This window comes from Escherichia whittamii (assembly GCF_014836715.1).
GTDB classification, from domain to species: domain Bacteria; phylum Pseudomonadota; class Gammaproteobacteria; order Enterobacterales; family Enterobacteriaceae; genus Escherichia; species Escherichia whittamii.
The window spans coordinates 153,782-178,550 of sequence record NZ_JACSQI010000001.1 but is presented as its reverse complement, the minus strand read 5'-3'; the positions used below and the strand labels follow the sequence as shown (position 1 = coordinate 178,550).

Here is a 24,769-nt window from a genome sequence, read left to right as displayed (position 1 = left end):
ACTTTGTGGGAAAACAAAGGCGTAATTGCGCAGGCTAACTATGATCCTAATAATTTATGCGCATCCGTATCCGCATCATTCCCATGCGAATAGACGGATGCTTGAACAGGCAAGGACGCTGGAAGGCGTCGAAATTCGCTCTCTTTATCAACTCTATCCTGACTTCAATATCGATATTGCCGCCGAGCAGGAGGCGCTGTCTCGCGCCGATCTGATTGTCTGGCAACACCCGATGCAGTGGTACAGCATTCCACCGCTCCTCAAATTGTGGATCGATAAAGTTTTCTCGCACGGCTGGGCTTACGGTCACGGTGGCACGGCGCTGCATGGCAAACATTTGCTGTGGGCGGTGACGACCGGCGGTGGGGAAAGCCATTTTGAGATTGGCGCGCATCCGGGTTTTGATGTGCTGTCACAGCCACTACAGGCGACGGCAATCTACTGCGGCCTGAACTGGCTGCCACCGTTTGCCATGCACTGCACCTTTATTTATGACGACGAAACTCTCGAAGGGCAGGCGCGCCACTATAAGCAACGTCTGCTGGAATGGCAGGAGGCACATCATGGATAGCCATACGCTTATTCAGGCGCTGATTTATCTCGGTTCGGCGGCGCTGATTGTACCCATTGCGGTACGCCTTGGGCTTGGCTCGGTACTTGGCTACCTGATTGCAGGCTGCATTATTGGCCCGTGGGGGCTGCGGCTGGTGACTGATGCCGAATCTATCCTCCACTTTGCCGAAATCGGCGTGGTGCTGATGCTGTTTATTATCGGCCTCGAACTCGATCCACAAAGGTTGTGGAAGCTGCGTGCGGCAGTGTTCGGCGGTGGCGCATTGCAGATGCTGATTTGCGGTGGCCTGCTGGGGCTGTTCTGCATGTTCCTCGGCATGCGCTGGCAGATAGCGGAACTGATTGGCATGACCCTGGCGCTCTCCTCAACAGCGATTGCCATGCAGGCGATGAATGAGCGCAACCTGACGGTAACACAGATGGGCCGCAGCGCCTTTGCGGTGCTGCTGTTCCAGGATATCGCCGCGATCCCGCTGGTGGCGATGATCCCGCTACTGGCGGCGAGCAGTGCCTCGACCACGCTGGGCGCATTTGCCCTGTCGGCATTAAAAGTGGTGGGCGCGCTGGTGCTGGTGGTATTGCTGGGGCGTTATGTCACGCGTCCGGCGCTGCGCTTTGTCGCGCGCTCTGGCTTGCGGGAAGTGTTCAGCGCCGTGGCATTATTCCTCGTGTTTGGCTTTGGTTTGCTGCTGGAAGAGGTCGGCCTGTCGATGGCGATGGGCGCGTTTCTGGCGGGCGTATTGCTGGCAAGCTCGGAATATCGTCATGCACTGGAAAGCGATATTGAACCGTTCAAGGGCTTGCTGCTGGGACTGTTTTTCATTGGCGTTGGCATGTCGATAGACTTTGGTACGCTGATTGAAAATCCGTTGCGTATTGTGATTCTTTTGCTCGGCTTCCTCATCATCAAAATCGCCATGTTGTGGCTGATTGCCCGACCGTTGCAGGTGCCGAATAAACAGCGTCGCTGGTTTGCAGTGTTGTTAGGGCAGGGCAGTGAGTTTGCCTTTGTGGTATTTGGTGCGGCGCAGATGGCGAATGTGCTGGAGCCGGAGTGGGCGAAATCACTGACTCTGGCGGTGGCGCTGTCGATGGCGGCAACACCGATTCTGCTGGTGATCCTCAATCGCCTTGAGCAATCTTCTACTGAAGAGGAGCGCGAAGCCGATGAGATCGACGAAGAACAGCCGCGGGTAATCATTGCCGGATTCGGGCGTTTTGGGCAGATCACCGGACGTTTACTGCTCTCCAGCGGGGTGAAAATGGTGGTACTCGATCACGACCCGGACCATATAGAAACCTTGCGTAAATTTGGCATGAAAGTGTTTTACGGCGATGCCACGCGGATGGATTTACTGGAATCTGCGGGTGCGGCGAAAGCGGAAGTGCTGATTAACGCCATTGACGATCCGCAAACTAACCTGCAACTGACCGAGATGGTGAAGGAGCATTTCCCGCATTTGCAGATTATTGCCCGCGCCCGCGATGTCGACCACTACATCCGTTTGCGCCAGGCTGGTGTTGAAAAGCCGGAGCGTGAAACCTTTGAAGGCGCGTTGAAAACCGGGCGCCTGGCGTTGGAAAGTTTAGGGCTGGGGCCATATGAAGCGCGAGAACGTGCGGATGTGTTCCGCCGCTTTAATATTCAGATGGTGGAAGAGATGGCGATGGGCGAAAACGACACCAAAGCCCGCGCGGCGGTTTATAAACGCACCAGCGCGATGTTGAGCGAAATCATCACTGAGGATCGCGAACATCTGTCATTAATTCAACGGCATGGCTGGCAGGGAACCGAAGAAGGGAAACATACCGGTAATATGGCGGATGAACCGGAAACTAAACCCTTATCCTAATAAAGAGTGACGTAAATCACGCTTTACAGCTAACTATTTGTTTTTATTTCATTGTAATGCGGCGAGTCCACGAACAGATTATGGACTCGCCAGCAAAATAAAAATTTTCCTCAACATCATCCTCTCGCCAGTCGACGAAGGTTTACGCTTTACGTATAGTGACGACAATTTTTTATATCGGGAAATTTCAATGATCAGTTTGATTGCGGCGCTAGCGGTAGATCGCGTTATCGGCATGGAAAACGCCATGCCCTGGAATCTGCCTGCCGATCTCGCCTGGTTTAAACGTAACACCTTAAATAAACCTGTGATTATGGGCCGCCATACCTGGGAATCCATCGGCCGCCCGCTACCTGGACGCAAGAATATTGTCATTAGCAGCCAGCCGGGGACGGACGATCGCGTAACGTGGGTGACGTCAGTTGATGAAGCCATCGCGGCATGCGGTGATGTTCCGGAAATTATGGTGATTGGTGGCGGTCGCGTTTATGAGCAGTTCCTGCCGAAAGCGCAAAAACTGTATCTGACGCATATCGACGCGGAAGTGGAAGGCGACACCCATTTCCCGGATTACGAGCCGGATGACTGGGAATCGGTATTCAGCGAATTCCACGACGCCGATGCGCAGAACTCTCATAGTTATTGCTTTGAGATTCTGGAGCGGCGGTAAGTTTTTGCCAGGACTACAAATTGAACGATAAGACGTTTGATTTTACCAGTGAGCGCGATTTTGTGAGTCGCGCTCATTGCGTAGGTCTAAACCCTCAAGCCACTCTACAGTGGAATGAAGTAAACGAGGATGCCATCTCGGCATTAAATGAACTTGCAGAAGAAACAGGATGTTTCTCTGATGAGTACCGGAAGTTTTAAGTTTTTAAACTCTGCTATTTCTGTAAAGAGGTCAGAATGTTGAGTATCTGCTAAATACTTACTTTTTGGTCTATCGTCTGGCGATGTATTTTGGATTGTTACAGATCACATCGTAGTTGAATAACATCAGCAAAGTGTTTTTTGAATAACCGAATCCAGGTTTGGTCATCAAAAACATCACCGATGATGTCAGGAATTTCAATTATTCGAAGATCATCAGGACTCGAAAGTAGCAGTTCAAGCAATTCTTTAGTGGGTAACTTCTGGGCGTAGGGAATAGTTTCTGGCGGATAAAGCTGCTTAAGTTGTTGCCAAATATCAATGAGTTGGGTCGTTTTACTTTCTGTTATCCATACATCGTCAGCCATCCTGGTTATGTTCATTATTGACTGCTGAGAGACAGAACAGAAGAAGCCGTAGTCGACTGCAACGCTGATGCAATCACATAGAAAAGCGATTCGCCTGCGATGCCAGGTCCGCTGCTCAGCAAATGGGGGTTCATCTGCTTCGTCAATCATTGCCAGAATAATTTCTCTGGTATTAAGCCCGCTGTTGATTTCTCGCACTTAGATATTTTCCGCTAAATAGGCGCGTATTTGTCTCAGGAATTTTTCATTCCCAAAGCCTTTCTCGCAGCTGCACTAACAGGGTAAATTTTTTCTGGCGGCAGGAAGGATTTCGCCTGTGTTGTTTTGCCGTTTATCAAAAGGTTATGACACTTTCGCACCAGCGGCGTCAGATCATCAATGGCAACAATCGCGTCTTCGTTAAATTGACTGATCAAGTTACGAGAAATACCAAGCTGTAATGATCGGTGCTCCAGTTTTTTACCATTTATGCTGCGTTCTGGATCCCACTGAACATACACATTTGCTTGTGCAAATAACGTTTCCCAAATTCCTGCATGTGGATAGACATGGGCTTCCGGCGTGGTTAGCACCGATTGTTCCAGCAATGTATCAAAGAAGGTGCGTTTGATTCGGATTGCGAGAATGCGTTGTTGATCTTTTTTCAGTCCCCAGTTGCTACGCTCCATCATCCACATAAAAGAGGGTTTAATCCAGGTCATGCGGTTGAATGAAAAAGGTGCGCCAAATCGCCCGTTACGTACGGCGACGTCAGCGATTGCATCATTGTAAGCCTGATAAACCGTGATGGTGTGCTGATTGTAATCAGCACATATTTCAAAATAGTCAGCCATTATTCCTCCCTGAATGGTAATTAGTTAAGACGCGACCGCCTCTCCCTCACCCAAATCCTTATGTCGGTTCGACGGCTGGACAAAATACTGCTTATCTTCCCAGCGCAGGCAGGTTAATGACCCACCCCAGCAGCAGCCGGTATCCAGCGCGTAAATACCTTCCGGCGTACCTTTGCCTTCCAGCGATGCCCAGTGACCAAAGGCGATGCTGTATTCTTCAGCGACAGGGCCAGGAATCGCAAACCACGGTTTCAGTGGGGCAGGGGCTTCTTCCGGCGACTCTTTGCTGTACATATCCAGTTGGCCGTTCGGAAAGCAAAAGCGCATACGGGTAAAGGCATTGGTGATAAAACGCAGTCGCGCCAGACCACGTAACTCTGGCGTCCAGTTATTCGGCATGTCGCCGTACATGGCGTCAAGGAAGAAAGGATAGGAGTCACTCGACAACACCGCTTCTACGTCGTGAGCACACTCTTTGGCAGTCTCTAAGTCCCACTGCGGCGTGATCCCCGCGTGGGTCATCACCAGTTTTTTTTCTTCATCGATTTGCAGCAAAGGCTGACGGCGCAGCCAGTTAAGCAGCTCATCGGCATCAGGCGCTTCCAGTAGCGCAGTCAGGCGATCTTTCGGTTTGTTGCGGCTGATTCCGGCGAATACCGCCAGAAGATGTAAATCGTGATTGCCCAGTACCAGACGCACGCTATCGCCTAAGGATTTCACGTAGCGCAGGACCTCCAGCGAACCAGGGCCGCGCGCGACCAGGTCACCCGTCAGCCAGAGGGTATCTTTCCCAGGGGTAAATTCTATTTTGTGTAGCAATGCTGCCAGTTCATCGTAACAGCCATGAACATCGCCAATAAGGTATGTCGCCATATTATTTTAATGAATGAGTATTGGAACGGAGAGTCGGAATACGGGAATATCGATGCGGAACGGAACGCCGTTTTCATCGATCATTTCGTAGTGACCCTGCATGGTGCCCAGCGGCGTTTCAATAATCGCACCGCTGGTGTACTGGTATTCTTCGCCAGGGGCGATATGCGGCTGGACGCCCACCACACCTTCGCCCTGGACTTCGGTTTCACGGCCATTGCCGTTGGTGATCAGCCAGTAACGCCCCAACAACTGCACTGGCGCTCGCCCCAGGTTGCGTATGGTTACAGTATAAGAAAAAACGTAACGTTCATTATCAGGTGAAGATTGCGCTTCAATGTAAACACTTTGAACCTGAATACACACTCGGGGCGAATTGATCATCGTTAACTCTCCTGCAAAGGCGCGTTCTCCGCCAGATAGTTCGCCATCTGGCAATATTGCGCGACAGAGATATTTTCCGCTCGCATCGCCGGGTCGATCCCCATTCCCGTTAACACATCGACGCTAAACAAGTTGCCGAGGCTGTTACGAATGGTTTTACGACGCTGGTTAAAGGCTTCAGTGGTGATACGACTCAACACGCGAATATCTTTAACCGGATAAGGCATCGTCGTGTGCGGAACCAGACGTACGACGGCGGAATCCACTTTGGGTGGTGGTGTAAAGGCTGATGGCGGCACTTCCAGCACCGGGATCACGTTGCAATAGTATTGCGCCATGACACTTAATCGACCATACGCCTTGCTGTTCGGTCCTGCAACCAGACGATTCACCACCTCTTTTTGCAACATGAAGTGCATGTCGGCAATGGCATCAGTATAGCTAAACAGATGGAACATCAACGGCGTGGAGATGTTATACGGCAGGTTGCCGAAAACACGCAGCGGCTGGCCCATTTTCTCTGCCAGTTCACCGAAGTTGAAGGTCATCGCATCCTGCTGATAAATAGTCAGTTTCGGGCCTAAGAACGGATGCGTTTGCAGGCGCGCTGCCAGGTCACGGTCAAGCTCGATGACTGTCAGCTGGTCCAGTCGTTCGCCAACCGGTTCGGTTAAAGCAGCCAGACCGGGGCCGATTTCGACCATTGCCTGGCCCTTTTGCGGGTTAATGGCAGAAACAATACTGTCGATCACGAACTGATCGTTGAGAAAGTTTTGCCCGAAGCGTTTACGGGCTAAATGGCCCTGGTGGACTCGATTATTCATTGGGTATTAACAATCATTTTGATGGCGAGATTAAGCGCCGTAATAAAACTGCCGACATCGGCTTTGCCACGTCCCGCCAGTTCAAGCGCGGTGCCGTGGTCCACTGATGTGCGAATAAAGGGCAGGCCCAGCGTAATGTTCACACCGCGCCCGAAGCCCTGGTATTTTAGCACGGGAAGACCCTGATCGTGGTACATCGCCAGCACAGCGTCGGCGTTGTCGAGATATTTCGGCTGAAACAGGGTATCGGCAGGCAACGGCCCGTTGAGTTTCATCCCTTGCGCCCGGAACTCGTCGAGAACGGGAATGATGGTGTCTATCTCTTCCGTACCCATATGACCGCCTTCGCCCGCGTGCGGATTCAGCCCACAGACCAGAATGCGCGGTTCGGCAATACCAAATTTGCTACGCAAATCGTGATGCAAAATAGCAATCACTTCGTGCAGAAGCTCAGGGGTGATGGCGTCAGCAATATCGCGCAGCGGTAAATGCGTTGTTGCCAGCGCCACGCGAAGTTCTTCGGTCGCCAGCATCATCACCACTTTTTTCGCCTGCGAGCGTTCTTCGAAAAACTCGGTATGACCGGTAAACGGGATGCCAGCGTCGTTAATGACGCCCTTATGCACAGGCCCGGTGATCAGCGCGGCAAATTCACCTTTCAGGCAACCGTCGCAGGCTCGCGCCAGCGTCTCCACCACATAATGCCCATTCTGAACTGCTAATTGTCCCGCAGTGGCAGGTGCGCGTAGTGCAATAGGAAGTAGCGTCAGCGTTCCCGTAGATTGTGGTTGCGCAGGGGAGTCGGGGGAATAAGGGCGGAGGGTGAGCGGCAAACCGAGCATCGCTGCCCGTTCGGTAAGGAGAGTGGCATCGGCACAAACAACCAGTTCTACCGGCCACTCTCGTTGTGCAAGCTGGACAACTAAGTCCGGGCCAATCCCGGCGGGTTCGCCGGGAGTGATCACAACACGTTGGGGTTTAACCATTAGTTGCTCAAAATTTTCACATAAGCGCTGGCGCGTTGTTCCTGCATCCAGCTTGCTGCTTCTTCCGAGAACTTACGGTTCATCAGCATGCGGTATGCACGATCTTTCTGCGCCGCGTCGGTTTTATCGACATTACGGGTATCCAGCAGTTCGATTAAATGCCAGCCGAATGAAGAGTGAACCGGTGCACTCATTTGACCTTTGTTCAGGCGGGTCAGGGCGTCACGGAAGGCCGGATCGAAAATATCTGGTGTAGCCCAGCCGAGATCACCGCCCTGGTTAGCAGAGCCTGGATCCTGAGAGAACTCTTTCGCTGCCGCAGCAAATGTGGTTTTACCGCTCTTGATATCTGCAGCAATTTGTTCCAGTTTCACGCGGGCCTGTTCGTCAGTCATGATCGGCGACGGCTTCAGCAGAATATGGCGAGCATGAACTTCGGTCACCGAGATATTTTTGCTTTCGCCACGCAGGTCATTAACTTTCAGAATGTGGAAGCCAACGCCGGAACGAATTGGGCCAACAATGTCGCCTTTCTTCGCGGTGCTTAATGCCTGGGCGAAGATCCCCGGCAGCTCCTGAATACGGCCCCAGCCCATTTGACCGCCGTTCAGCGCTTGCTGATCGGCAGAGTGAGCGATAGCCAGTTTGCCGAAGTCAGCACCGTTACGCGCCTGATCGACAATGGCTCGCGCCTGAGTTTCCGCCTCATTCACCTGCTCAGAAGACGGGTTTTCCGGCAGCGGGATCAGGATGTGGCTTAAGTTCAGCTCAGTGCTGGCATCGTTTTGATTACCGACTTGCTGCGCCAGAGCTTCAACTTCCTGTGGCAGGATAGTGATGCGACGACGCACTTCGTTGTTGCGCACTTCCGAGATAATCATTTCTTTGCGGATCTGATTACGATAGGTGTTGTAGTTCAGACCATCGTAAGCCAGACGGCTGCGCATCTGATCCAGCGTCATGTTGTTCTGTTTGGCAATGTTGGCAATCGCCTGATCAAGCTGCTCATCGGAGATTTTAACCCCCATTTTCTGCCCCATCTGCAGGAGGATTTGATCCATGATCAAACGCTCCATGATTTGGTGGCGCAGCGTAGCGTCATCAGGAAGTTGCTGCCTTGCCTGGGCAGCGTTCATTTTCACCGACTGCATTAATCCATCAACGTCGCTTTCCAGCACGACGCCGTTATTGACGACGGCTGCGACTTTATCGACTACCTGGGGGGCAGCGAAACTGGTATTCGCAATCATGGCGATACCGAGAAGCAGCGTTTTCCAGTTCTTCATACTTTTTCCATTTCAATTAACCGCACTGCGGATTACGTGGTAAATCAACAAATCACAAAGAGTTTTGATACGGCAGAATGTTCGAACGCAGCATCTCTTGCGTACCCAGACCGTAGTTGGAACTCAGGCCGCGAAGTTCGATGTTAAAGCCGATTGCGTTGTCATATATCGCATGTTGCTTATCGTTATCCCAACCGTTCAGCTTACGCTCATAACCGACGCGAATCGCATAGCAGCAGGAGCTGTATTGCACGCCTAACATTGAGTCGGCTTGCTTGTTCGCGTTGGTGTCGTAGTAGTACGCCCCGACAATCGACCAACGATCGGCGATTGGCCAGCTAGCGACTGCACCTACCTGCGAAATGCCATTCTTATACTGCTCGGCAGTCGAATAGTATTTAGGCAGCGTAGCCTGAATATATTCCGGGCTGGCGTAGCGGTAGTTCAGCTGCACCAGACGGTCTTCATCCCGACGATATTCAATGCTGGTGTTACTGGTGGCTACGTTATCCAGACGAGTATCGTACTGAATGCCGCCACGCAATCCCCAGCGCTCGGAGATGCGCCAGTAGGTATCGCCTGCCCATACCAGTGAGCCCGTTTTGTCGTCATTCTCCCATGTTATGTTGTCATCGCCGGTGCGAGACTCCGTGAAATAGTAGATTTGACCAACGGAAATATTAAAACGTTCAACGGCTGCATCATCATATACGCGAGTTGTGATGCCGGTCGTCACCTGGTTCGCGGAAGCAATACGGTCAAGACCGCCATAAGTCCGGTCCCGGAACAGGCCCGAGTAGTCCGATTGCAGCAAGGAGGAGTCGTAGTTATAGATGTCGCTCTGATCGCGATACGGCACATACAGGTATTGCGCGCGCGGCTCCAGCGTCTGGGTGTAACCCGGCGCGAGCATTTCCATATCACGTTCGAAGACCATTTTGCCGTCAACTTTAAATTGCGGCATTACGCGGTTAACAGAATCTGCCAACTTATTGTTTTGTGGGTTGCTGTTATACCAGTCGAGATTGGTCTGCTGATAATGGGTAGCCAGCAGCTTCGCTTCGGTATTGATACTGCCCCAGGTGTTAGATAACGGCAGGTTAATCGTCGGCTCCAGATGAACACGGGTGGCCTCTGGCATATTGCTGTTTGTATTAACAAAATGCACTGCCTGACCATAAATTCGGGTATCAAACGGACCGAGATCGTTATGGTAGTAGTTGACGTCTAACTGCGGTTCAGCGGCATAGCTGTTGCCACTGGTATCATCAAAAACCTGGAATTGTTTAGTCGAAAGCGTGGCGTCAAAGTTCTGCACCGCATAGCCGACGCTGAATTTTTGCGTGGCGTAACCATCGGTACTGGAACCATATTTATTATCAAAATCGTTGAAATAGGTCGGGTCGCTGACTTTGGTGTAGTCGATGTTAAAGCGCCAAACCTGATCCATCACTCCGGAGTGTTGCCAGTAGAACAACCAACGGCGTGAATTGCTATCTTCCGGATGTTCATCTTCATAGACTTTATCCGAAGGCAGATAGTCCAGTTCCATCAAGCCTGCGCCTGCCTGGGTGAGATAACGGAATTCGTTTTCCCACATAATGTTGCCACGACGATGCATATAATGCGGCGTGATGGTGGCATCCATATTTGGCGCGATGTTCCAGTAATACGGCAGGTAGAACTCAAAGTAGTTGGTGGTGGTGTACTTGGCGTTCGGGATTAAGAAACCAGAACGGCGTTTGTCACCCACCGGCAACTGTAAATAGGGGCTGTAAAAGATTGGAACCGGACCCACTTTAAAACGGGCGTTCCAGATCTCTGCGACTTGTTCTTCGCGGTCATGAATAATTTCGCTACCCACCACGCTCCAGGTATCAGAACCCGGCAGACAGGAGGTAAAGCTACCGTTATCCAGAATTGTGTAGCGGTTTTCGCCACGCTGTTTCATCAGGTCCGCTTTACCGCGCCCCTGACGCCCCACCATCTGATAATCACCTTCCCAGACGTTGGTGTCTTTGGTGTTCAGATTCGTCCAGCCTTTTGGCCCTTTGAGGATCACCTGGTTATCGTCGTAATGGACATTACCGAGCGCATCAACGGTACGTATCGGCTCCGGTTGTCCTGGCGCCTCTTTCTGATGAAGCTGTACTTCATCGGCCTGCAGACGGCTGTTACCCTGCATGATATCCACGTTGCCGCTAAATACGGCGTCATCGGGGTAGTTCCCCTTTGCGTGGTCAGCATTAATCGTCACGGGTAAGTCATTGGTATCGCCCTGTACCAGAGGACGGTCATAGCTTGGCACGCCCAACATGCACTGTGAGGCGAGGTCGGCTGCCAGTCCCTGTTGACTATAAAGGGCAGTGGCAATCATGGTGGCCAGGAGAGTGGGGATACGTTTTTTCATACGTTGATTTTATTGTTCCATCATCGGTAACGTTGCGCGTGACAAACGGTCAGAGACTAACGTACTCGTCATCTCTACGCTAGTGTTAATCCTGTCCGAATAGCGTCAGTGGTGTTAGGCACGGCATTGAATGACAGGTATGATAATGCAAATTATAGGCGATGTCCCACAATTGACCGCAGCCGAAAAACGGTAAAAGCACCTTTATATTGTGGGAGATAGCCCTGATATCCGTGTGTCGATTTGGGGAATATATGCAGTATTGGGGAAAAATTATTGGCGTGGCCGTGGCCTTACTGATGGGCGGCGGCTTTTGGGGCGTAGTGTTAGGCCTGTTAATTGGCCATATGTTTGATAAAGCCCGTAGCCGCAAAATGGCGTGGTTCGCCAACCAGCGCGAGCGTCAGGCGCTGTTTTTTGCCACCACTTTTGAAGTGATGGGGCATTTAACCAAATCCAAAGGTCGCGTTACCGAGGCTGATATCCATGTCGCCACATTGCTCATGGATCGGATGAATTTACACGGCGCTTCCCGTACTGCGGCGCAAAATGCGTTCCGGGTGGGAAAATCAGACAATTACCCACTGCGCGAAAAGATGCGTCAGTTCCGCAGCGTCTGCTTCGGGCGTTTTGATTTAATTCGAATGTTTCTGGAGATCCAGATTCAGGCGGCATTTGCCGATGGCTCGCTGCATCCAAACGAACGGGCAGTGCTGTATGTGATTGCCGAAGAGTTGGGGATCTCCCGCGCCCAGTTTGATCAGTTTCTGCGCATGATGCAGGGCGGCGCGCAGTTTGGCGGCGGTTATCAACAGCAGTCTGGCGGTGGTAACTGGCAGCAAGCGCAGCGTGGTCCAACTCTGGAAGATGCCTGTAATGTGCTGGGCGTGAAGCCAACGGATGAGGCGACCACCATTAAACGTGCCTATCGTAAGCTGATGAGCGAACACCATCCCGATAAGCTGGTGGCGAAAGGTTTGCCGCCAGAGATGATGGAGATGGCAAAGCAGAAAGCGCAGGAAATTCAGCAGGCGTATGAACTGATTAAGCAGCAGAAAGGATTTAAGTAAGATTTAAATTGTAGGCCTGATAAGACGCGCCTGCGTCGCATCAGGCAATTGGTGCACAATTGCCTGATGGGGCGTAAACGCCTTATCCGGCTTACCGAACTGCGCCTGCGTGACTATTAAAAATCCGCTGGCGCCTTAAACGTCATACTATTGCCATATGCCGGATGGGTAATCGTTAGCATCTCGGCATGCAGCAACAAACGCGGTGCCATTGCTCTTGCTTCTGGTGAAGCATAAAAACGATCGCCGAGAATCGGATGACCCAGCGCCAGCATATGTACACGTAGCTGATGCGAACGCCCGGTAATCGGCTTTAACACCACTCTTGCCGTGTTATCCGCCGCATACTCCACCACTTCATATTCCGTCTGTGCAGGCTTACCCGTTTCGTAACAGACTTTCTGTTTCGGGCGGTTTGGCCAGTCGCAAATCAGTGGCAGATCCACCAGACCTTCTTCAGGGGATGGATGCCCCCAGACGCGAGCTACATACTGCTTTTTCGGCTCGCGCTCACGGAACTGGCGTTTTAATTCCCGTTCCGCGGCTTTGGTCAGCGCCACTACAATCACGCCGCTGGTGGCCATATCCAGGCGATGCACCGATTCCGCCTGAGGATAATCACGCTGAATGCGTGTCATCACGCTGTCTTTGTGCTCCTCCAGACGCCCCGGCACAGACAACAAACCACTCGGCTTGTTGACCACCATAATGTGATCATCCTGATACAGGATAACCAGCCAGGGATCCTGCGGCGGATTGTAGTTTTCCATCCCCATCATTGGCTCCGTTACTGATGCGTCACAACGATTAAACGCAGGGCATCCAGACGCCAGCCTGCCTGATCCAGGCTTTCCATCACCTGCTGACGGTTGCTTTCAATAGCGGTCAGTTCGTCGTCACGAATGTTCGGGTTCACTGCACGCAGTGCTTCCAGACGAGACAGCTCGGCAGACAGTTTTTCGTCGGCTTCGTTACGCGCTGCATCAATCAATGCACGGGCAGACTTCTCGATCTGTGCTTCACCCAACTGGAGGATGGCATGAACATCCTGCTGTACCGCGTTTACCAGCTTGCTGCCGGTGTGGCGGTTGACTGCGTTAAGCTGACGGTTAAAGGTTTCAAACTCGACCTGTGCCGCCAGGTTGTTGCCGTTTTTATCCAGCAGCATACGTACCGGCGTCGGCGGAAGGAAGCGGTTGAGCTGCAACTGCTTCGGCGCCTGGGCTTCAACCACGTAAATCAGCTCCACCAACAGCGTACCTACCGGCAACGCTTTGTTTTTCAACAGTGAAATCGTGCTGCTACCGGTATCGCCAGAGAGGATCAGATCCAGACCGTTGCGGATCAGTGGATGCTCCCAGGTAATAAACTGTGCATCTTCACGTGCCAGCGCCACTTCACGGTCGAAGGTGATGGTAATACCGTCTTCCGACAGGCCCGGGAAGTCCGGCACCAGCATATGATCGGACGGCGTCAGCACGATCATGTTGTCGCCGCGGTCGTCCTGATTGATACCGATAATATCGAACAGGTTCATAGCGAAGGCGATCAGGTTGGTATCGTCATCCTGCTCTTCAATGCTTTCTGCCAGTGCCTGGGCTTTTTCACCACCGTTGGAATGGATTTCCAGCAGGCGGTCACGGCCTTGTTCCAGCTGTGCTTTCAGGGCTTCATGCTGCTCGCGGCAGTTTTTGATCAGATCGTCAAAACCTTCGGTTTGATCCGGTGAAGCCAGGTAGTTAATCAGATCGTTGTACACGCTATCGTAAATAGTGCGTCCGGTCGGGCAGGTGTGCTCGAACGCATCCAGACCTTCGTGATACCAGCGCACCAGCACCGACTGAGCGGTTTTTTCCAGATAAGGCACATGGATCTGAATATCGTGCGCCTGACCGATACGATCCAGACGACCAATACGCTGCTCCAGCAGATCCGGGTTGAACGGCAGATCGAACATCACCATGTGGCTGGCGAACTGGAAGTTGCGGCCTTCAGAACCGATTTCCGAGCACAGCAGTACCTGCGCGCCGGTGTCTTCTTCGGCAAACCAGGCGGCAGCGCGGTCACGTTCGATAATCGACATGCCTTCGTGGAACACTGCGGCGCGGATACCTTCACGTTCACGCAGTACCTGCTCCAGTTGCAGCGCAGTGGCAGCTTTAGCGCAGATCACCAGCACTTTCTGCGAGCGATGGCTGGTCAGGTAGCCCATCAGCCATTCTACGCGCGGGTCGAAGTTCCACCAGGTAGCGTTATCGCCTTCAAATTCCTGATAAATACGCTCCGGGTAGAGCATATCGCGGGCGCGGTCTTCCGCACTTTTACGTGCGCCCATAATGCCGGAGACTTTAATAGCCGTCTGATACTGCGTCGGTAACGGCAGCTTAATGGTGTGCAGCTCGCGTTTCGGGAAGCCTTTCACGCCGTTACGCGTGTTACGGAACAGTACGCGGCTGGTGCCGTGGCGATCCATCAGCATGGAAACCAGTTCCTGACGGGCGCTCTGGGCATCTTCACTGTCGCTGTTTGCTGCTTGCAACAGCGGCTCAATATCCTGCTCGCCGATCATCTCGCCGAGCATGTTTAGTTCGTCATTGCTCAGTTTGTTACCTGCCAACAGCATGGCAACGGCGTCCGCAACCGGACGATAATTTTTCTGTTCTTCAACGAACTGCGCGAAATCGTGGAAACGGTTCGGGTCCAGCAAACGCAGACGGGCGAAGTGGCTTTCCATCCCCAGTTGTTCCGGGGTCGCGGTCAGCAGCAGAACGCCAGGCACATGCTCTGCCAGTTGTTCAATGGCCTGATATTCACGGCTTGGTGCATCTTCGCTCCACACCAGGTGATGCGCTTCATCGACAACCAGCAGGTCCCACTCGGCTTCACAGAGGTGTTCCAGACGCTGCTTGCTGCGACGGGCAAAGTCCAGCGAGCAAATGACCAGCTGTTCGGTGTCGAACGGGTTGTAGGCATCGTGCTGGGCTTCGGCGTAACGCTCATCATCAAACAGGGCAAAACGCAGGTTGAAGCGGCGCAGCATTTCAACCAGCCACTGGTGCTGCAAAGTTTCTGGCACGATAATCAGCACACGTTCAGCAGCGCCAGAGAGCAGTTGCTGATGCAGGATCATCCCGGCTTCAATGGTTTTCCCTAAACCAACTTCGTCAGCCAGCAGGACACGCGGCGCATGACGGCGACCGACATCATGCGCGATGTTGAGCTGATGGGGGATCAGACTGGTACGCTGACCGCGCAGGCCGCTGTACGGCATACGGAACTGTTCGCTGGAATACTTACGTGCGCGATAACGCAGTGCAAAGCGATCCATACGGTCAATCTGCCCGGCAAACAGACGGTCCTGTGGTTTGCTGAACACCAGTTTGCTATCAAGGAAAACTTCACGCAGGGCCACGCCGGACTCTTCAGTATCCAGGCGAGTACCGATATAGGTCAGCAAGCCATTTTCTTCTTTTACTTCTTCGACTTGCATCTGCCAGCCGTCGTGGCTGGTAATGGTATCACCAGGGTTGAACATCACGCGGGTCACGGGGGAATCACTGCGTGCGTACAGACGGTTTTCACCAGTAGATGGGAAAAGCAGAGTGACAGTTCGCGCATCCACCGCGACAACGGTTCCAAGTCCCAATTCGCTTTCTGTATCGCTGATCCAGCGTTGACCAAGTGTAAAAGGCATATGTGTTCGGCTCTATATCTTTAATTGCAGGCAATAACCACCCGCTACCGTACTTATGCGGTAGTGGTGTTATTCAGGTCCAGGAATGGAAAGGGCGCTATGGTACTGGATGGCAAAGCATTCGTCACGCATCAAAATGGCATCTGGCGAACTCTTTTTTTTGCTCAAAATAGCCCAAGTTGCCCGGTCATTAGTGTAGCAAAATTATCCTCTGTAAAGGGGAGTATTCCTTCCGCCACTGGCTGAAGCTGGCGGGTCAGGTAGTGTTCATAATCCAGCGGTGAACGTTGATAGTCCAGCGGCTCCGGGCCGTTAGTGGTCCATACGTACTTTATGGTGCCGCGATTCTGATATTGCAAGGGGCGACCGCGCTTTTTGTTTTCTTCATCGGCAAGACGGGCGGCGCGTACGTGAGGCGGCACATTTCGCTGATATTCACTCAGCGGACGACGTAGTCGTTTGCGGTAAACCAGTCGCGCATCCAGTTCGCCAGCCATCAGTTTATCGATGGTTTCACGGATATATTCCTGATACGGTTCATTACGGAAGATGCGCAGATAGAGTTCCTGCTGAAACTGCTGGGCCAGTGGCGTCCAGTCGGTGCGCACGGTTTCCAGCCCTTTAAACACCATCCGCTGTTTGTCGCCCTCCTGAATCAGCCCGGCATATCGCTTCTTGCTGCCGGTATCGGCTCCGCGAATGGTCGGCATCAGAAAACGACAGAAATGGGTTTCATACTCCAGTTCCAGTGCGCTGGTCAGCCGTTGTTTTTGCAGCGTTTCCGCCCACCATGCGTTAACGTGCTGCACCAGTGCACGACCGATTTTCGCCGCTTCCTCTTCGGAGTGTGCGCCTTTCAGCCAGACAAACGTTGAGTCGGTATCGCCGTAGATCACGTCGTAGCCCTGCGCTTCAATCAACGCTTTGGTTTGCCGCATGATCTGATGACCACGCATGGTGATCGACGACGCCAGGCGCGGATCGAAGAATCGACAGGCGGTGGTGCCAAGTACGCCATAAAAGGCATTCATAATGATCTTCAGCGCCTGCGACAGCGGCTTATTACCCTGACGTTTGGCTTCATCGCGCCCGTGCCAGATGTTAGTCACAATCTCCGGCAGGCAATGTTTCTCCCGCGAGAACCAGGCATCGAGAAAGCCTTCGGTGCTGTGCTCTGGATCGGGCTGCGCCATTCCTTCCACCAGCCCGACGGGATCAATCAGAAAGGTGCGGATGATCGACGGGTACAGGCTTTTGTAGTCCAGCACCAACACCGAATCATAAAGCCCTGGTCGTGAATCCATCACATAGCCGCCAGGGCTGGCGTGCGGCGGCACTTCGCCGAGATTGGGCGCGACATAACCAGCGCGGTGCATACGGGGAAAATAGAGATGACCAAACGCCGCCACCGAACCACCGTGCCGGTCTACCGGCAGACCGTTCACCGTTGCTCGTTCGAGTAAAAACGGCATGATTTCAGTTTTATGGAAGATCTGCGTCACCAGTTCGCAATCTTTCAAATTATAAGTCGCCAGTGCGGGCTTATCTTCGGCGAAACGGCGGTCGATTTCGTCCATTCGATCCCACGGGTTATCAATCGATTTACCTTCGCCCAACAGTTCCTGGGCAACGGTTTCCAACGAGAACGAAGAGAAATTCCAGAATGCAGATTTCAGCGCCTCGATACCGTCGATAATTAGCCGACCTTTGGCCTGAGCAAAAAAGACGCCGTTTTTAAAGCCGTGCTCACGCCACTCCAGCTCACTGTTATCGCGCCCCAGACGCAACGGAATGCGGTAACGCTCGGCATGTTTTTGCAGCATTCGCAGATCAAACTGCACCACGTTCCAGCCGATGATCACATCGGGATCGTGAGTTGCAAACCAGGCGTTGAGTTTTTCCAGCAGCTGCGGGCGGCTGGCGACGTATTCCAGCTCGAAATCGAGCGCGGAGGCGTCGCCATTCTCTGGCCCCAACATATAAACGATGCGCTGCCCGCAGCCTTCAAGGCCGATGCAATACAGCTCACCGTGGCGAGTGGTTTCAATATCAATAGAAACCCACTTGAGCGGCGGACGATAGCTGGGATTCGGTTTCAGACGGGCATTAACGATAGCGCCCTCACGTAAATCACCATCGACCCACACCGGAGAGGTGATAAAGCGCTCCATCAGATAGCGTTCTGGCGGACGCACATCAGCCTCGTAAACGGTAACGCCAGCTTCACGCAGGCGCTTTTCGTAATTCATCAACTGGCGATGGGCGCGACAGTAAAGGCCATACACTGGCTGGCGGTGAAAATCTTTTAATGCCAGAGGCGTCAGGCGAAAGCCTTGCTCACCGCGTAAAATTTGTTGAGCGCGGGGAACCTGATCAGCAGGAATAAACGCCACGGACTCTTGCGGCGCAAGTGTAACCTGCAACGGCCCGTTGTCCGTCGCTAACCAAAAGGAAACTTCGGTTCCCTGGGGGGTATCCCGCCAGTGTCGGGTTAAGATAAAACCTGCCTGCGCCACGCTGAAAATCCAATAAAAAACCAGGCTTGAGTATAGCCTGGTTTCGTTTGGCTGGCTGTGGTTTTATACAGTCATTACTGCCCGTAATACGCCTTTGCGCCATGCTTACGCAGATAGTGTTTATCCAGCAAGGTTTGCTGCATGTCCGGCAACTGCGGGGCTAGCTGGCGGCAGAAAATCCCCATATAAGCGACTTCTTCCAGCACGATGGCGTTGTGCACTGCATCTTCGGCGTTTTTACCCCACGCAAATGGGCCGTGAGAATGGACCAGCACGCCGGGCATTTGCGCCGCGTCGATCCCCTGTTTTTCGAAGGTTTCGACGATGACGTTACCAGTTTCCCACTCATATTCGTCGTTGATTTCTGCGTCGGTCATTTTGCGGGTGCAGGGAATGGTGCCGTAGAAATAGTCGGCGTGAGTGGTGCCGGTAGCCGGAATTGACTGACCTGCCTGCGCCCAGATGGTGGCGTGGCGGGAGTGGGTGTGAACAATGCCGCCAATCGAAGGAAATGCCTGATAGAGCAGCCGGTGAGTTGGCGTGTCGGAGGAGGGCTTTTTCGTACCTTCAACAACTTCACCGGTTTCGATGCTGACGACGACCATATCGTCGGCGGTCATGATGCTGTAATCGACGCCGGATGGTTTGATCACAAAGACGCCGTGCTCGCGATCAACGGCGCTGACGTTGCCCCAGGTCAGCGTGACCAGGTTGTGTTTTGGGAGCGCCAGATTGGCTTCTAAAACCTGACGTTTGAGATCTTCTAACATGTTAACTCCTTCGTGCCGGATGCGCTTTGCTTATCCGGCCTACAAATCAGCCTCCGGCTCGCAATCGTAGGCCTGATAAGACGCGCCAGCGTCGCATCAGGCGCTGAATGCCTGATACGGCTAATTAGCGACGAAATCCGTAATACACTTCGTTCCAGCGCAGCGCGTCTTTAAACGCTGGCAGGCGGGTATCGTTATCAATCACCGTGATTTCAATGTCGTGCATCTCGGCAAACTGGCGCATATCGTTCAGGTTCAGCGCATGGCTGAAGACGGTATGGTGCGCGCCACCGGCAAGGATCCACGCTTCTGAAGCGGTTGGCAGATCTGGTTGCGCTTTCCACAGCGCATTCGCCACCGGCAGTTTCGGCAGGGAGTGCGGTGTTTTCACCGTGTCGATGCAGTTAACCAGCAGACGATAACGATCGCCGAGATCAATCAGGCTGGCGACAATCGCGGGGCCGGTTTGGGTATTGAAGATCAGGCGGGCCGGGTCGTCTTTACCGCCAATACCGAGGTGCTGAACGTCGAGGATCGGTTTCTCTTCTGCAGCGATCGACGGGCAGACTTCCAGCATGTGGGAGCCAAGCACCAGGTCATTACCTTTCTCGAAGTGATAGGTGTAGTCCTCCATAAAGGAGGTGCCGCCCTGCAGACCGGTTGACATCACCTTCATGATTCGAAGCAGGGCGGCAGTTTTCCAGTCGCCTTCGCCCGCAAAGCCGTAGCCCTGCTGCATCAGACGCTGTACGGCCAGACCAGGAAGCTGTTTCAGACCGTGTAAATCTTCAAAAGTCGTGGTGAAAGCGTGGAAGCCACCTTGTTCCAGGAAACGCTTCATCCCCAGCTCAATACGCGCCGCTTCCAGTACGTTCTGCCGTTTCTCGCCGTGAATTTGAGTGGCAGGTGTCATGGTGTAGCTGCTTTCATACTCATCGACCAGCGCGTTAACATCGCCATCGCTGATGGAGTTCACCACTTGCACCAGATCGCCAACCGCCCAGGTATTGACGGAGAAACCGAACTTAATCTGTGCGGCAACTTTATCGCCGTCAGTGACCGCCACTTCACGCATGTTATCGCCAAAGCGGCAAACTTTCAGATGACGGGTATCCTGTTTAGATACCGCCTGACGCATCCAGGAGCCGATACGCTCATGTGCTTGTTTATCCTGCCAGTGACCGGTAACGACGGCATGTTGCTGACGCATACGCGCGCCGATGAAACCGAACTCGCGACCGCCGTGCGCGGTCTGGTTCAGGTTCATAAAGTCCATGTCGATGCTGTCCCACGGCAGCGCCGCGTTGAACTGGGTGTGGAATTGCAGCAACGGTTTGTTGAGCATGGTCAGGCCGTTGATCCACATTTTGGCCGGGGAGAAGGTGTGCAGCCATACGACCAGACCTGCACAACGATCGTCGTAATTGGCGTCGCGGCAAATTGCGGTGATTTCGTCTGGCGTGGTACCCAGCGGTTTCAGCACCAGTTTGCAGGGCAGTTTCGCTTCCGTATTCAGCGCATTAACGACGTGCTCGGCATGTTGGGTGACCTGACGCAGGGTTTCCGGGCCATACAGATGCTGGCTACCAATTACAAACCACACTTCATAATTATCAAAAATCGTCATTGTCGTGTCCTTATAGAGTCGGAACGGCCTGGGCAGCCTGTGCCGGGGCGGAAGTTGGAAGATAGTGTTGTTCGGCGCTTACCGCCCATTGCTGATAGCGGCGATAAAGCTGTTCAAAGCGTTGTGCCTGTTCGCTGCGCGGTTGCAGGGTTTTCTCTACCGCACTGGCCATTTTTTGCTGTGCTGTTGGGATGTCGGCATGCACTTTCGCAGCGACGGCAGCGAAAATCGCAGCACCAAGCGCGCAGCACTGATCAGAGGCAACAATTTGCAGCGGGCGATTCAGCACGTCGCAGCAGGCTTGCATAATCACCTGGTTTTTGCGCGCGATACCGCCCAGCGCCATCACGTTATTGACGGCGATCCCCTGGTTGGTGAAGCACTCCTGAATTGCACGCGCACCAAAAGCGGTAGCGGCAATTAAACCGCCGAACAGCAGCGGAGCGTCGGTAGCGAGGTTCAGGTCGGTAATCACCCCTTTCAGGCGCTGGTTAGCGTTTGGCGTGCGACGACCGTTAAACCAGTCGAGCACTACCGGCAGGTGATCCAGAGACGGATTTTTGGCCCATGCTTCGGTTAGCGCCGGAAGCAGTTGTTTCTGGCTGGCTTTGATTTGCTCTTTCAGTTCCGGATGCTGGGCGGCAAGCTGTTCCAGCGGCCAGCCGAGTACGCGACCAAACCAGGCGTAGATATCACCAAATGCCGATTGACCGGCTTCCAGACCGATAAATCCAGGCACCACGCTGCCATCAACCTGACCGCAAATGCCTTTCACTGCACGCTCGCCAACGCTTTGCTTGTCGGCAATCAGAATGTCGCAGGTGGAAGTACCGATAACTTTTACTAGTGCGTTAGGCTGTGCGCCCGCGCCGACCGCGCCCATATGGCAATCAAACGCGCCGCCGGAAATCACCACGCTTTCAGGCAGGCCGAGACGCTGCGCCCATTCCGGGCATAAAGTGCCAACCGGAATATCGGCAGTCCAGGTGTCAGTGAACAGCGGGGAAGGCAAATGGCGATTGAGGATCGGGTCCAGTTCGTCAAAGAAACTGGCTGGCGGTAAACCGCCCCAGCTTTCGTGCCACAGAGATTTATGCCCGGCGCTGCAACGTCCGCGACGGATATCCTGCGGACGAGTGGTGCCGGAGAGCAGGGCTGGCACCCAGTCGCACAGTTCAATCCAGGATGCGGCAGATTGCGCCACGGCGCTATCCTGGCGAGTCACATGCAGGATTTTAGCCCAGAACCATTCGCTGGAATAAATGCCGCCAATATAGCGGGAGTAGTCAGTTTTGCCCGGTGTATGACACAAGTGGGTGATCTCTTCCGCTTCTTCAACCGCGGTGTGGTCTTTCCACAAAACGAACATTGCGTTCGGGTTTTCGGCAAACTCCGGACGTAGCGCCAGCACGTTGCCGTCGGCGTCGATTGGTGCGGGCGTCGAGCCGGTACTGTCGACGCCAATGCCGACCACGTCTGCGCGTTGTTCGGCACTAAGTGCTGCCAGCACGGTTTTCAAGGCAGCTTCCATTGACTCGATGTAGTCACGTGGATGATGACGGAACTGGTTATTCGGGGCATCACAAAATTGCCCTTCCTGCCAACGGGGATACCACTCTACGCTGGTGGCGATCTCTTCACCGGTGGTGCAGTCCACCGCCAAAGCTCGCACAGAATCACTGCCAAAATCGAGGCCAATTGCAATCGCCATCGTTTCACTCCATCCAAAAAAACGGGTATGGAGAAACAGTAGAGAGTTGCGATAAAAAGCGTCAGGCAGGATCCGCTAATCTTATGGATAAAAATGCTATTGCATAGCAAAGTGTGACGCCGTGCAAATAATCAATGTGGACTTTTCTGCCGTGATTATAGACACTTTTGTTACGCGTTTTTGTTATGGCTTTCGGCTCCCTTTGTTACAAAATGCTTTTCACAAGCGGGGTTGCCGGTTGGATTAGCGAGAAGAGCCAGTAAAAGACGCAGTGACGGTAATGTCTGATGCAATATGGACAATTGGTTTCTTCTCTGAATGGCGGGAGTATGAAAAGTATGGCTGAAGCGCAAAATGATCCCCTGCTGCCGGGTTACTCGTTCAACGCCCATCTGGTGGCGGGGTTAACGCCGATTGAAGCCAACGGTTATCTCGATTTTTTTATCGACCGACCGCTGGGAATGAAAGGCTATATTCTCAATCTCACCATTCGCGGACAGGGCGTAGTGAAAAACCAGGGGCGAGAATTTGTCTGCCGACCAGGCGATATTTTGCTATTTCCGCCGGGAGAAATTCATCACTACGGTCGTCATCCGGAGGCCCGCGAATGGTATCACCAGTGGGTTTACTTTCGTCCCCGCGCATACTGGCACGAATGGCTTAACTGGCCGTCGATATTTGCCAATACCGGTTTCTTTCGCCCGGATGAAGCGCATCAGCCGCATTTCAGCGATTTGTTCGGGCAAATTATCAATGCCGGACAAGGGGAAGGGCGCTATTCGGAATTGCTGGCGATAAATCTTCTTGAGCAATTGTTACTGCGGCGCATGGAAGCCATCAATGAGTCGCTGCATCCGCCAATGGATAATCGGGTACGCGAGGCTTGTCAGTACATCAGCGATCATCTTGCGGACAGCAATTTTGATATCGCCAGCGTCGCGCAGCATGTTTGCCTGTCTCCGTCGCGTCTGTCGCATCTGTTCCGTCAGCAATTAGGGATTAGCGTCTTAAGCTGGCGCGAGGACCAACGCATCAGTCAGGCGAAGCTGCTATTGAGCACGACTCGTATGCCTATCGCCACCGTCGGGCGCAATGTTGGCTTTGATGACCAGCTCTATTTCTCGCGGGTATTTAAAAAATGTACCGGGGCCAGCCCGAGCGAGTTCCGTGCCGGTTGTGAAGAAAAAGTGAATGATGTAGCTCTCAGGTTGTCATAATTGGTAACGAATCAGACGATTGACGGCTTGACGGAGTAGCTCAGGGTTTGCAGAATCCCTGCTTCGTCCCTTTGACAGGCACATTATGCAAGCATTGCTGGAACACTTTATTACCCAATCCACTGTGTATTCATTGATGGCGGTGGTGTTGGTGGCCTTTCTGGAGTCACTGGCGCTGGTCGGTTTGATTCTGCCCGGTACGGTGCTGATGGCGGGGCTGGGAGCGCTGATTGGCAGCGGCGAGTTAAGTTTCTGGCACGCCTGGCTGGCGGGGATTGTTGGCTGCCTGATGGGCGACTGGATCTCTTTCTGGCTGGGCTGGCGGTTTAAAAAGCCGCTGCATCGCTGGTCCTTTCTCAAGAAAAACAAAGCACTGCTCGATAAAACCGAACATGCGCTGCATCAACACAGCATGTTTACCATTCTGGTTGGTCGTTTTGTCGGCCCGACGCGCCCGCTAGTGCCAATGGTGGCGGGGATGCTGGATTTGCCCGTGGCGAAATTTATCACGCCGAATATTATCGGCTGCCTGCTATGGCCACCGTTTTACTTCCTGCCGGGGATTCTGGCGGGCGCGGCGATCGATATCCCTGCCGGGATGCAGAGCGGTGAGTTTAAGTGGTTGCTGTTGGCGACGGCGGTGTTTTTGTGGGTTGGCGGCTGGCTGTGCTGGCGATTATGGCGCAGCGGCAAGGTAACCGATCGTTTAAGTCATTATTTGTCGCGTGGTCATCTGCTGTGGCTGACGCCGCTAATTTCTGGTGTCGGGGTAGTGGCGCTGGTGGTGTTAATTCGCCATCCGTTAATGCCGGTGTATATCGATATATTACGTAAAGTTGTTGGGGGATAGGGCATAGTCTTGTGCGGGGCGCCTGATGCGGACAAAACGCACTATCCGTAGGTC

General features: G+C 53.2%; 21 protein-coding genes. 7 read left to right on the top strand and 14 right to left on the bottom strand.

Going from position 1 to position 24,769, the window contains the following annotated elements; all coding sequences use genetic code 11:
* Positions 1-40 precede the first annotated feature (40 nt).
* The 4 genes from kefF to H9644_RS00790 all read left to right on the top strand — a co-directional run bounded on the left by kefF (position 41) and on the right by H9644_RS00790 (position 3,296).
* On the top strand, positions 41-571 hold the full coding sequence (gene kefF / locus H9644_RS00805) for a glutathione-regulated potassium-efflux system oxidoreductase KefF (RefSeq protein WP_191772720.1): 531 nt from the start codon (positions 41-43) through the stop codon (positions 569-571).
* Positions 564-2,426, top strand: a complete 1,863-nt coding sequence (gene kefC, locus H9644_RS00800; protein ID WP_105289209.1) for a glutathione-regulated potassium-efflux system protein KefC — start codon at positions 564-566, stop codon at positions 2,424-2,426. Before kefF ends, kefC begins: the two co-directional genes overlap by 8 nt.
* A 190-nt stretch (positions 2,427-2,616) precedes the next feature.
* Complete coding sequence (folA, locus tag H9644_RS00795; protein ID WP_064525288.1) at positions 2,617-3,096, top strand: type 3 dihydrofolate reductase; 480 nt, start codon at positions 2,617-2,619, stop codon at positions 3,094-3,096.
* Positions 3,097-3,158: 62 nt separating this feature from the next.
* The gene (locus H9644_RS00790) at positions 3,159-3,296 is read left to right on the top strand and encodes a type II toxin-antitoxin system CcdA family antitoxin (RefSeq protein WP_075331771.1); all 138 of its coding nucleotides are present in this window, start codon (positions 3,159-3,161) and stop codon (positions 3,294-3,296) included.
* Positions 3,297-3,394: 98 nt separating this feature from the next.
* Here H9644_RS00790 and H9644_RS00785 read toward each other — a convergent pair whose 3' ends face one another.
* From H9644_RS00785 to lptD, 8 genes are read right to left on the bottom strand one after another with little or no spacing between them, the layout of a single operon-like run.
* On the bottom strand, positions 3,395-3,862 hold the full coding sequence (locus H9644_RS00785; RefSeq protein ID WP_001206978.1) for a hypothetical protein: 468 nt from the start codon (positions 3,860-3,862) through the stop codon (positions 3,395-3,397).
* A 35-nt stretch (positions 3,863-3,897) separates the two neighbouring features.
* Positions 3,898-4,497 (bottom strand): DUF4291 domain-containing protein, encoded by a 600-nt coding sequence (locus tag H9644_RS00780; RefSeq protein WP_064525284.1) that lies wholly within the window; start codon positions 4,495-4,497, stop codon positions 3,898-3,900.
* A 24-nt stretch (positions 4,498-4,521) separates the two neighbouring features.
* Positions 4,522-5,370, bottom strand: a complete 849-nt coding sequence (gene apaH, locus H9644_RS00775) for a bis(5'-nucleosyl)-tetraphosphatase (symmetrical) ApaH (RefSeq protein WP_064525282.1) — start codon at positions 5,368-5,370, stop codon at positions 4,522-4,524.
* Positions 5,371-5,376: 6 nt separating this feature from the next.
* Entirely contained in the window at positions 5,377-5,754 is a 378-nt protein-coding gene (gene apaG / locus H9644_RS00770; protein ID WP_064525278.1) for a Co2+/Mg2+ efflux protein ApaG, read from the bottom strand.
* A gap of 2 nt (positions 5,755-5,756) precedes the next feature.
* On the bottom strand, positions 5,757-6,578 hold the full coding sequence (rsmA, locus tag H9644_RS00765) for a 16S rRNA (adenine(1518)-N(6)/adenine(1519)-N(6))-dimethyltransferase RsmA (RefSeq protein WP_191772718.1): 822 nt from the start codon (positions 6,576-6,578) through the stop codon (positions 5,757-5,759).
* Positions 6,575-7,564 (bottom strand): 4-hydroxythreonine-4-phosphate dehydrogenase PdxA, encoded by a 990-nt coding sequence (gene pdxA, locus H9644_RS00760; RefSeq protein WP_191772716.1) that lies wholly within the window; start codon positions 7,562-7,564, stop codon positions 6,575-6,577. The genes rsmA and pdxA overlap by 4 nt, the downstream gene beginning before the upstream one ends.
* Positions 7,564-8,850, bottom strand: coding sequence for a peptidylprolyl isomerase SurA (gene surA, locus H9644_RS00755; RefSeq protein ID WP_000800488.1), 1,287 nt, complete (start codon positions 8,848-8,850; stop codon positions 7,564-7,566). Before surA ends, pdxA begins: the two co-directional genes overlap by 1 nt.
* A gap of 52 nt (positions 8,851-8,902) precedes the next feature.
* Positions 8,903-11,260 carry an LPS assembly protein LptD gene (gene lptD, locus H9644_RS00750; RefSeq protein ID WP_191772714.1) on the bottom strand — a complete coding sequence of 786 codons (2,358 nt, stop codon included), beginning with the start codon at positions 11,258-11,260 and terminating at the stop codon, positions 8,903-8,905.
* Positions 11,261-11,514: 254 nt separating this feature from the next.
* Here lptD and djlA point away from each other — a divergent pair, with 254 nt between their 5' ends.
* Entirely contained in the window at positions 11,515-12,330 is an 816-nt protein-coding gene (gene djlA / locus H9644_RS00745) for a co-chaperone DjlA (protein WP_064525264.1), read from the top strand.
* Positions 12,331-12,446: 116 nt separating this feature from the next.
* Here the strand turns inward: djlA and rluA are convergent, their stop codons facing one another.
* The 6 genes from rluA to araB all read right to left on the bottom strand — a co-directional run bounded on the left by rluA (position 12,447) and on the right by araB (position 22,648).
* Positions 12,447-13,106 (bottom strand): bifunctional tRNA pseudouridine(32) synthase/23S rRNA pseudouridine(746) synthase RluA, encoded by a 660-nt coding sequence (gene rluA / locus H9644_RS00740; RefSeq protein WP_064525260.1) that lies wholly within the window; start codon positions 13,104-13,106, stop codon positions 12,447-12,449.
* Between the two features lie 11 nt (positions 13,107-13,117).
* Positions 13,118-16,024, bottom strand: a complete 2,907-nt coding sequence (gene rapA / locus H9644_RS00735) for an RNA polymerase-associated protein RapA (RefSeq protein WP_001117011.1) — start codon at positions 16,022-16,024, stop codon at positions 13,118-13,120.
* A 164-nt stretch (positions 16,025-16,188) separates the two neighbouring features.
* Complete coding sequence (polB, locus tag H9644_RS00730; protein WP_191772713.1) at positions 16,189-18,540, bottom strand: DNA polymerase II; 2,352 nt, start codon at positions 18,538-18,540, stop codon at positions 16,189-16,191.
* Between the two features lie 74 nt (positions 18,541-18,614).
* Complete coding sequence (gene araD / locus H9644_RS00725; RefSeq protein ID WP_191772710.1) at positions 18,615-19,310, bottom strand: L-ribulose-5-phosphate 4-epimerase; 696 nt, start codon at positions 19,308-19,310, stop codon at positions 18,615-18,617.
* A 124-nt stretch (positions 19,311-19,434) separates the two neighbouring features.
* On the bottom strand, positions 19,435-20,937 hold the full coding sequence (araA, locus tag H9644_RS00720; protein ID WP_191772708.1) for an L-arabinose isomerase: 1,503 nt from the start codon (positions 20,935-20,937) through the stop codon (positions 19,435-19,437).
* Between the two features lie 10 nt (positions 20,938-20,947).
* Positions 20,948-22,648 carry a ribulokinase gene (gene araB, locus H9644_RS00715; protein WP_191772706.1) on the bottom strand — a complete coding sequence of 567 codons (1,701 nt, stop codon included), beginning with the start codon at positions 22,646-22,648 and terminating at the stop codon, positions 20,948-20,950.
* A 338-nt stretch (positions 22,649-22,986) separates the two neighbouring features.
* Between araB and araC the strand changes: the two genes are divergently transcribed.
* Together araC and H9644_RS00705 are read left to right on the top strand one after the other, a co-directional pair.
* Positions 22,987-23,865, top strand: a complete 879-nt coding sequence (gene araC, locus H9644_RS00710; protein WP_064525420.1) for an arabinose operon transcriptional regulator AraC — start codon at positions 22,987-22,989, stop codon at positions 23,863-23,865.
* A gap of 85 nt (positions 23,866-23,950) precedes the next feature.
* Entirely contained in the window at positions 23,951-24,715 is a 765-nt protein-coding gene (locus H9644_RS00705; RefSeq protein ID WP_064525239.1) for a DedA family protein, read from the top strand.
* Positions 24,716-24,769 lie beyond the last annotated feature (54 nt).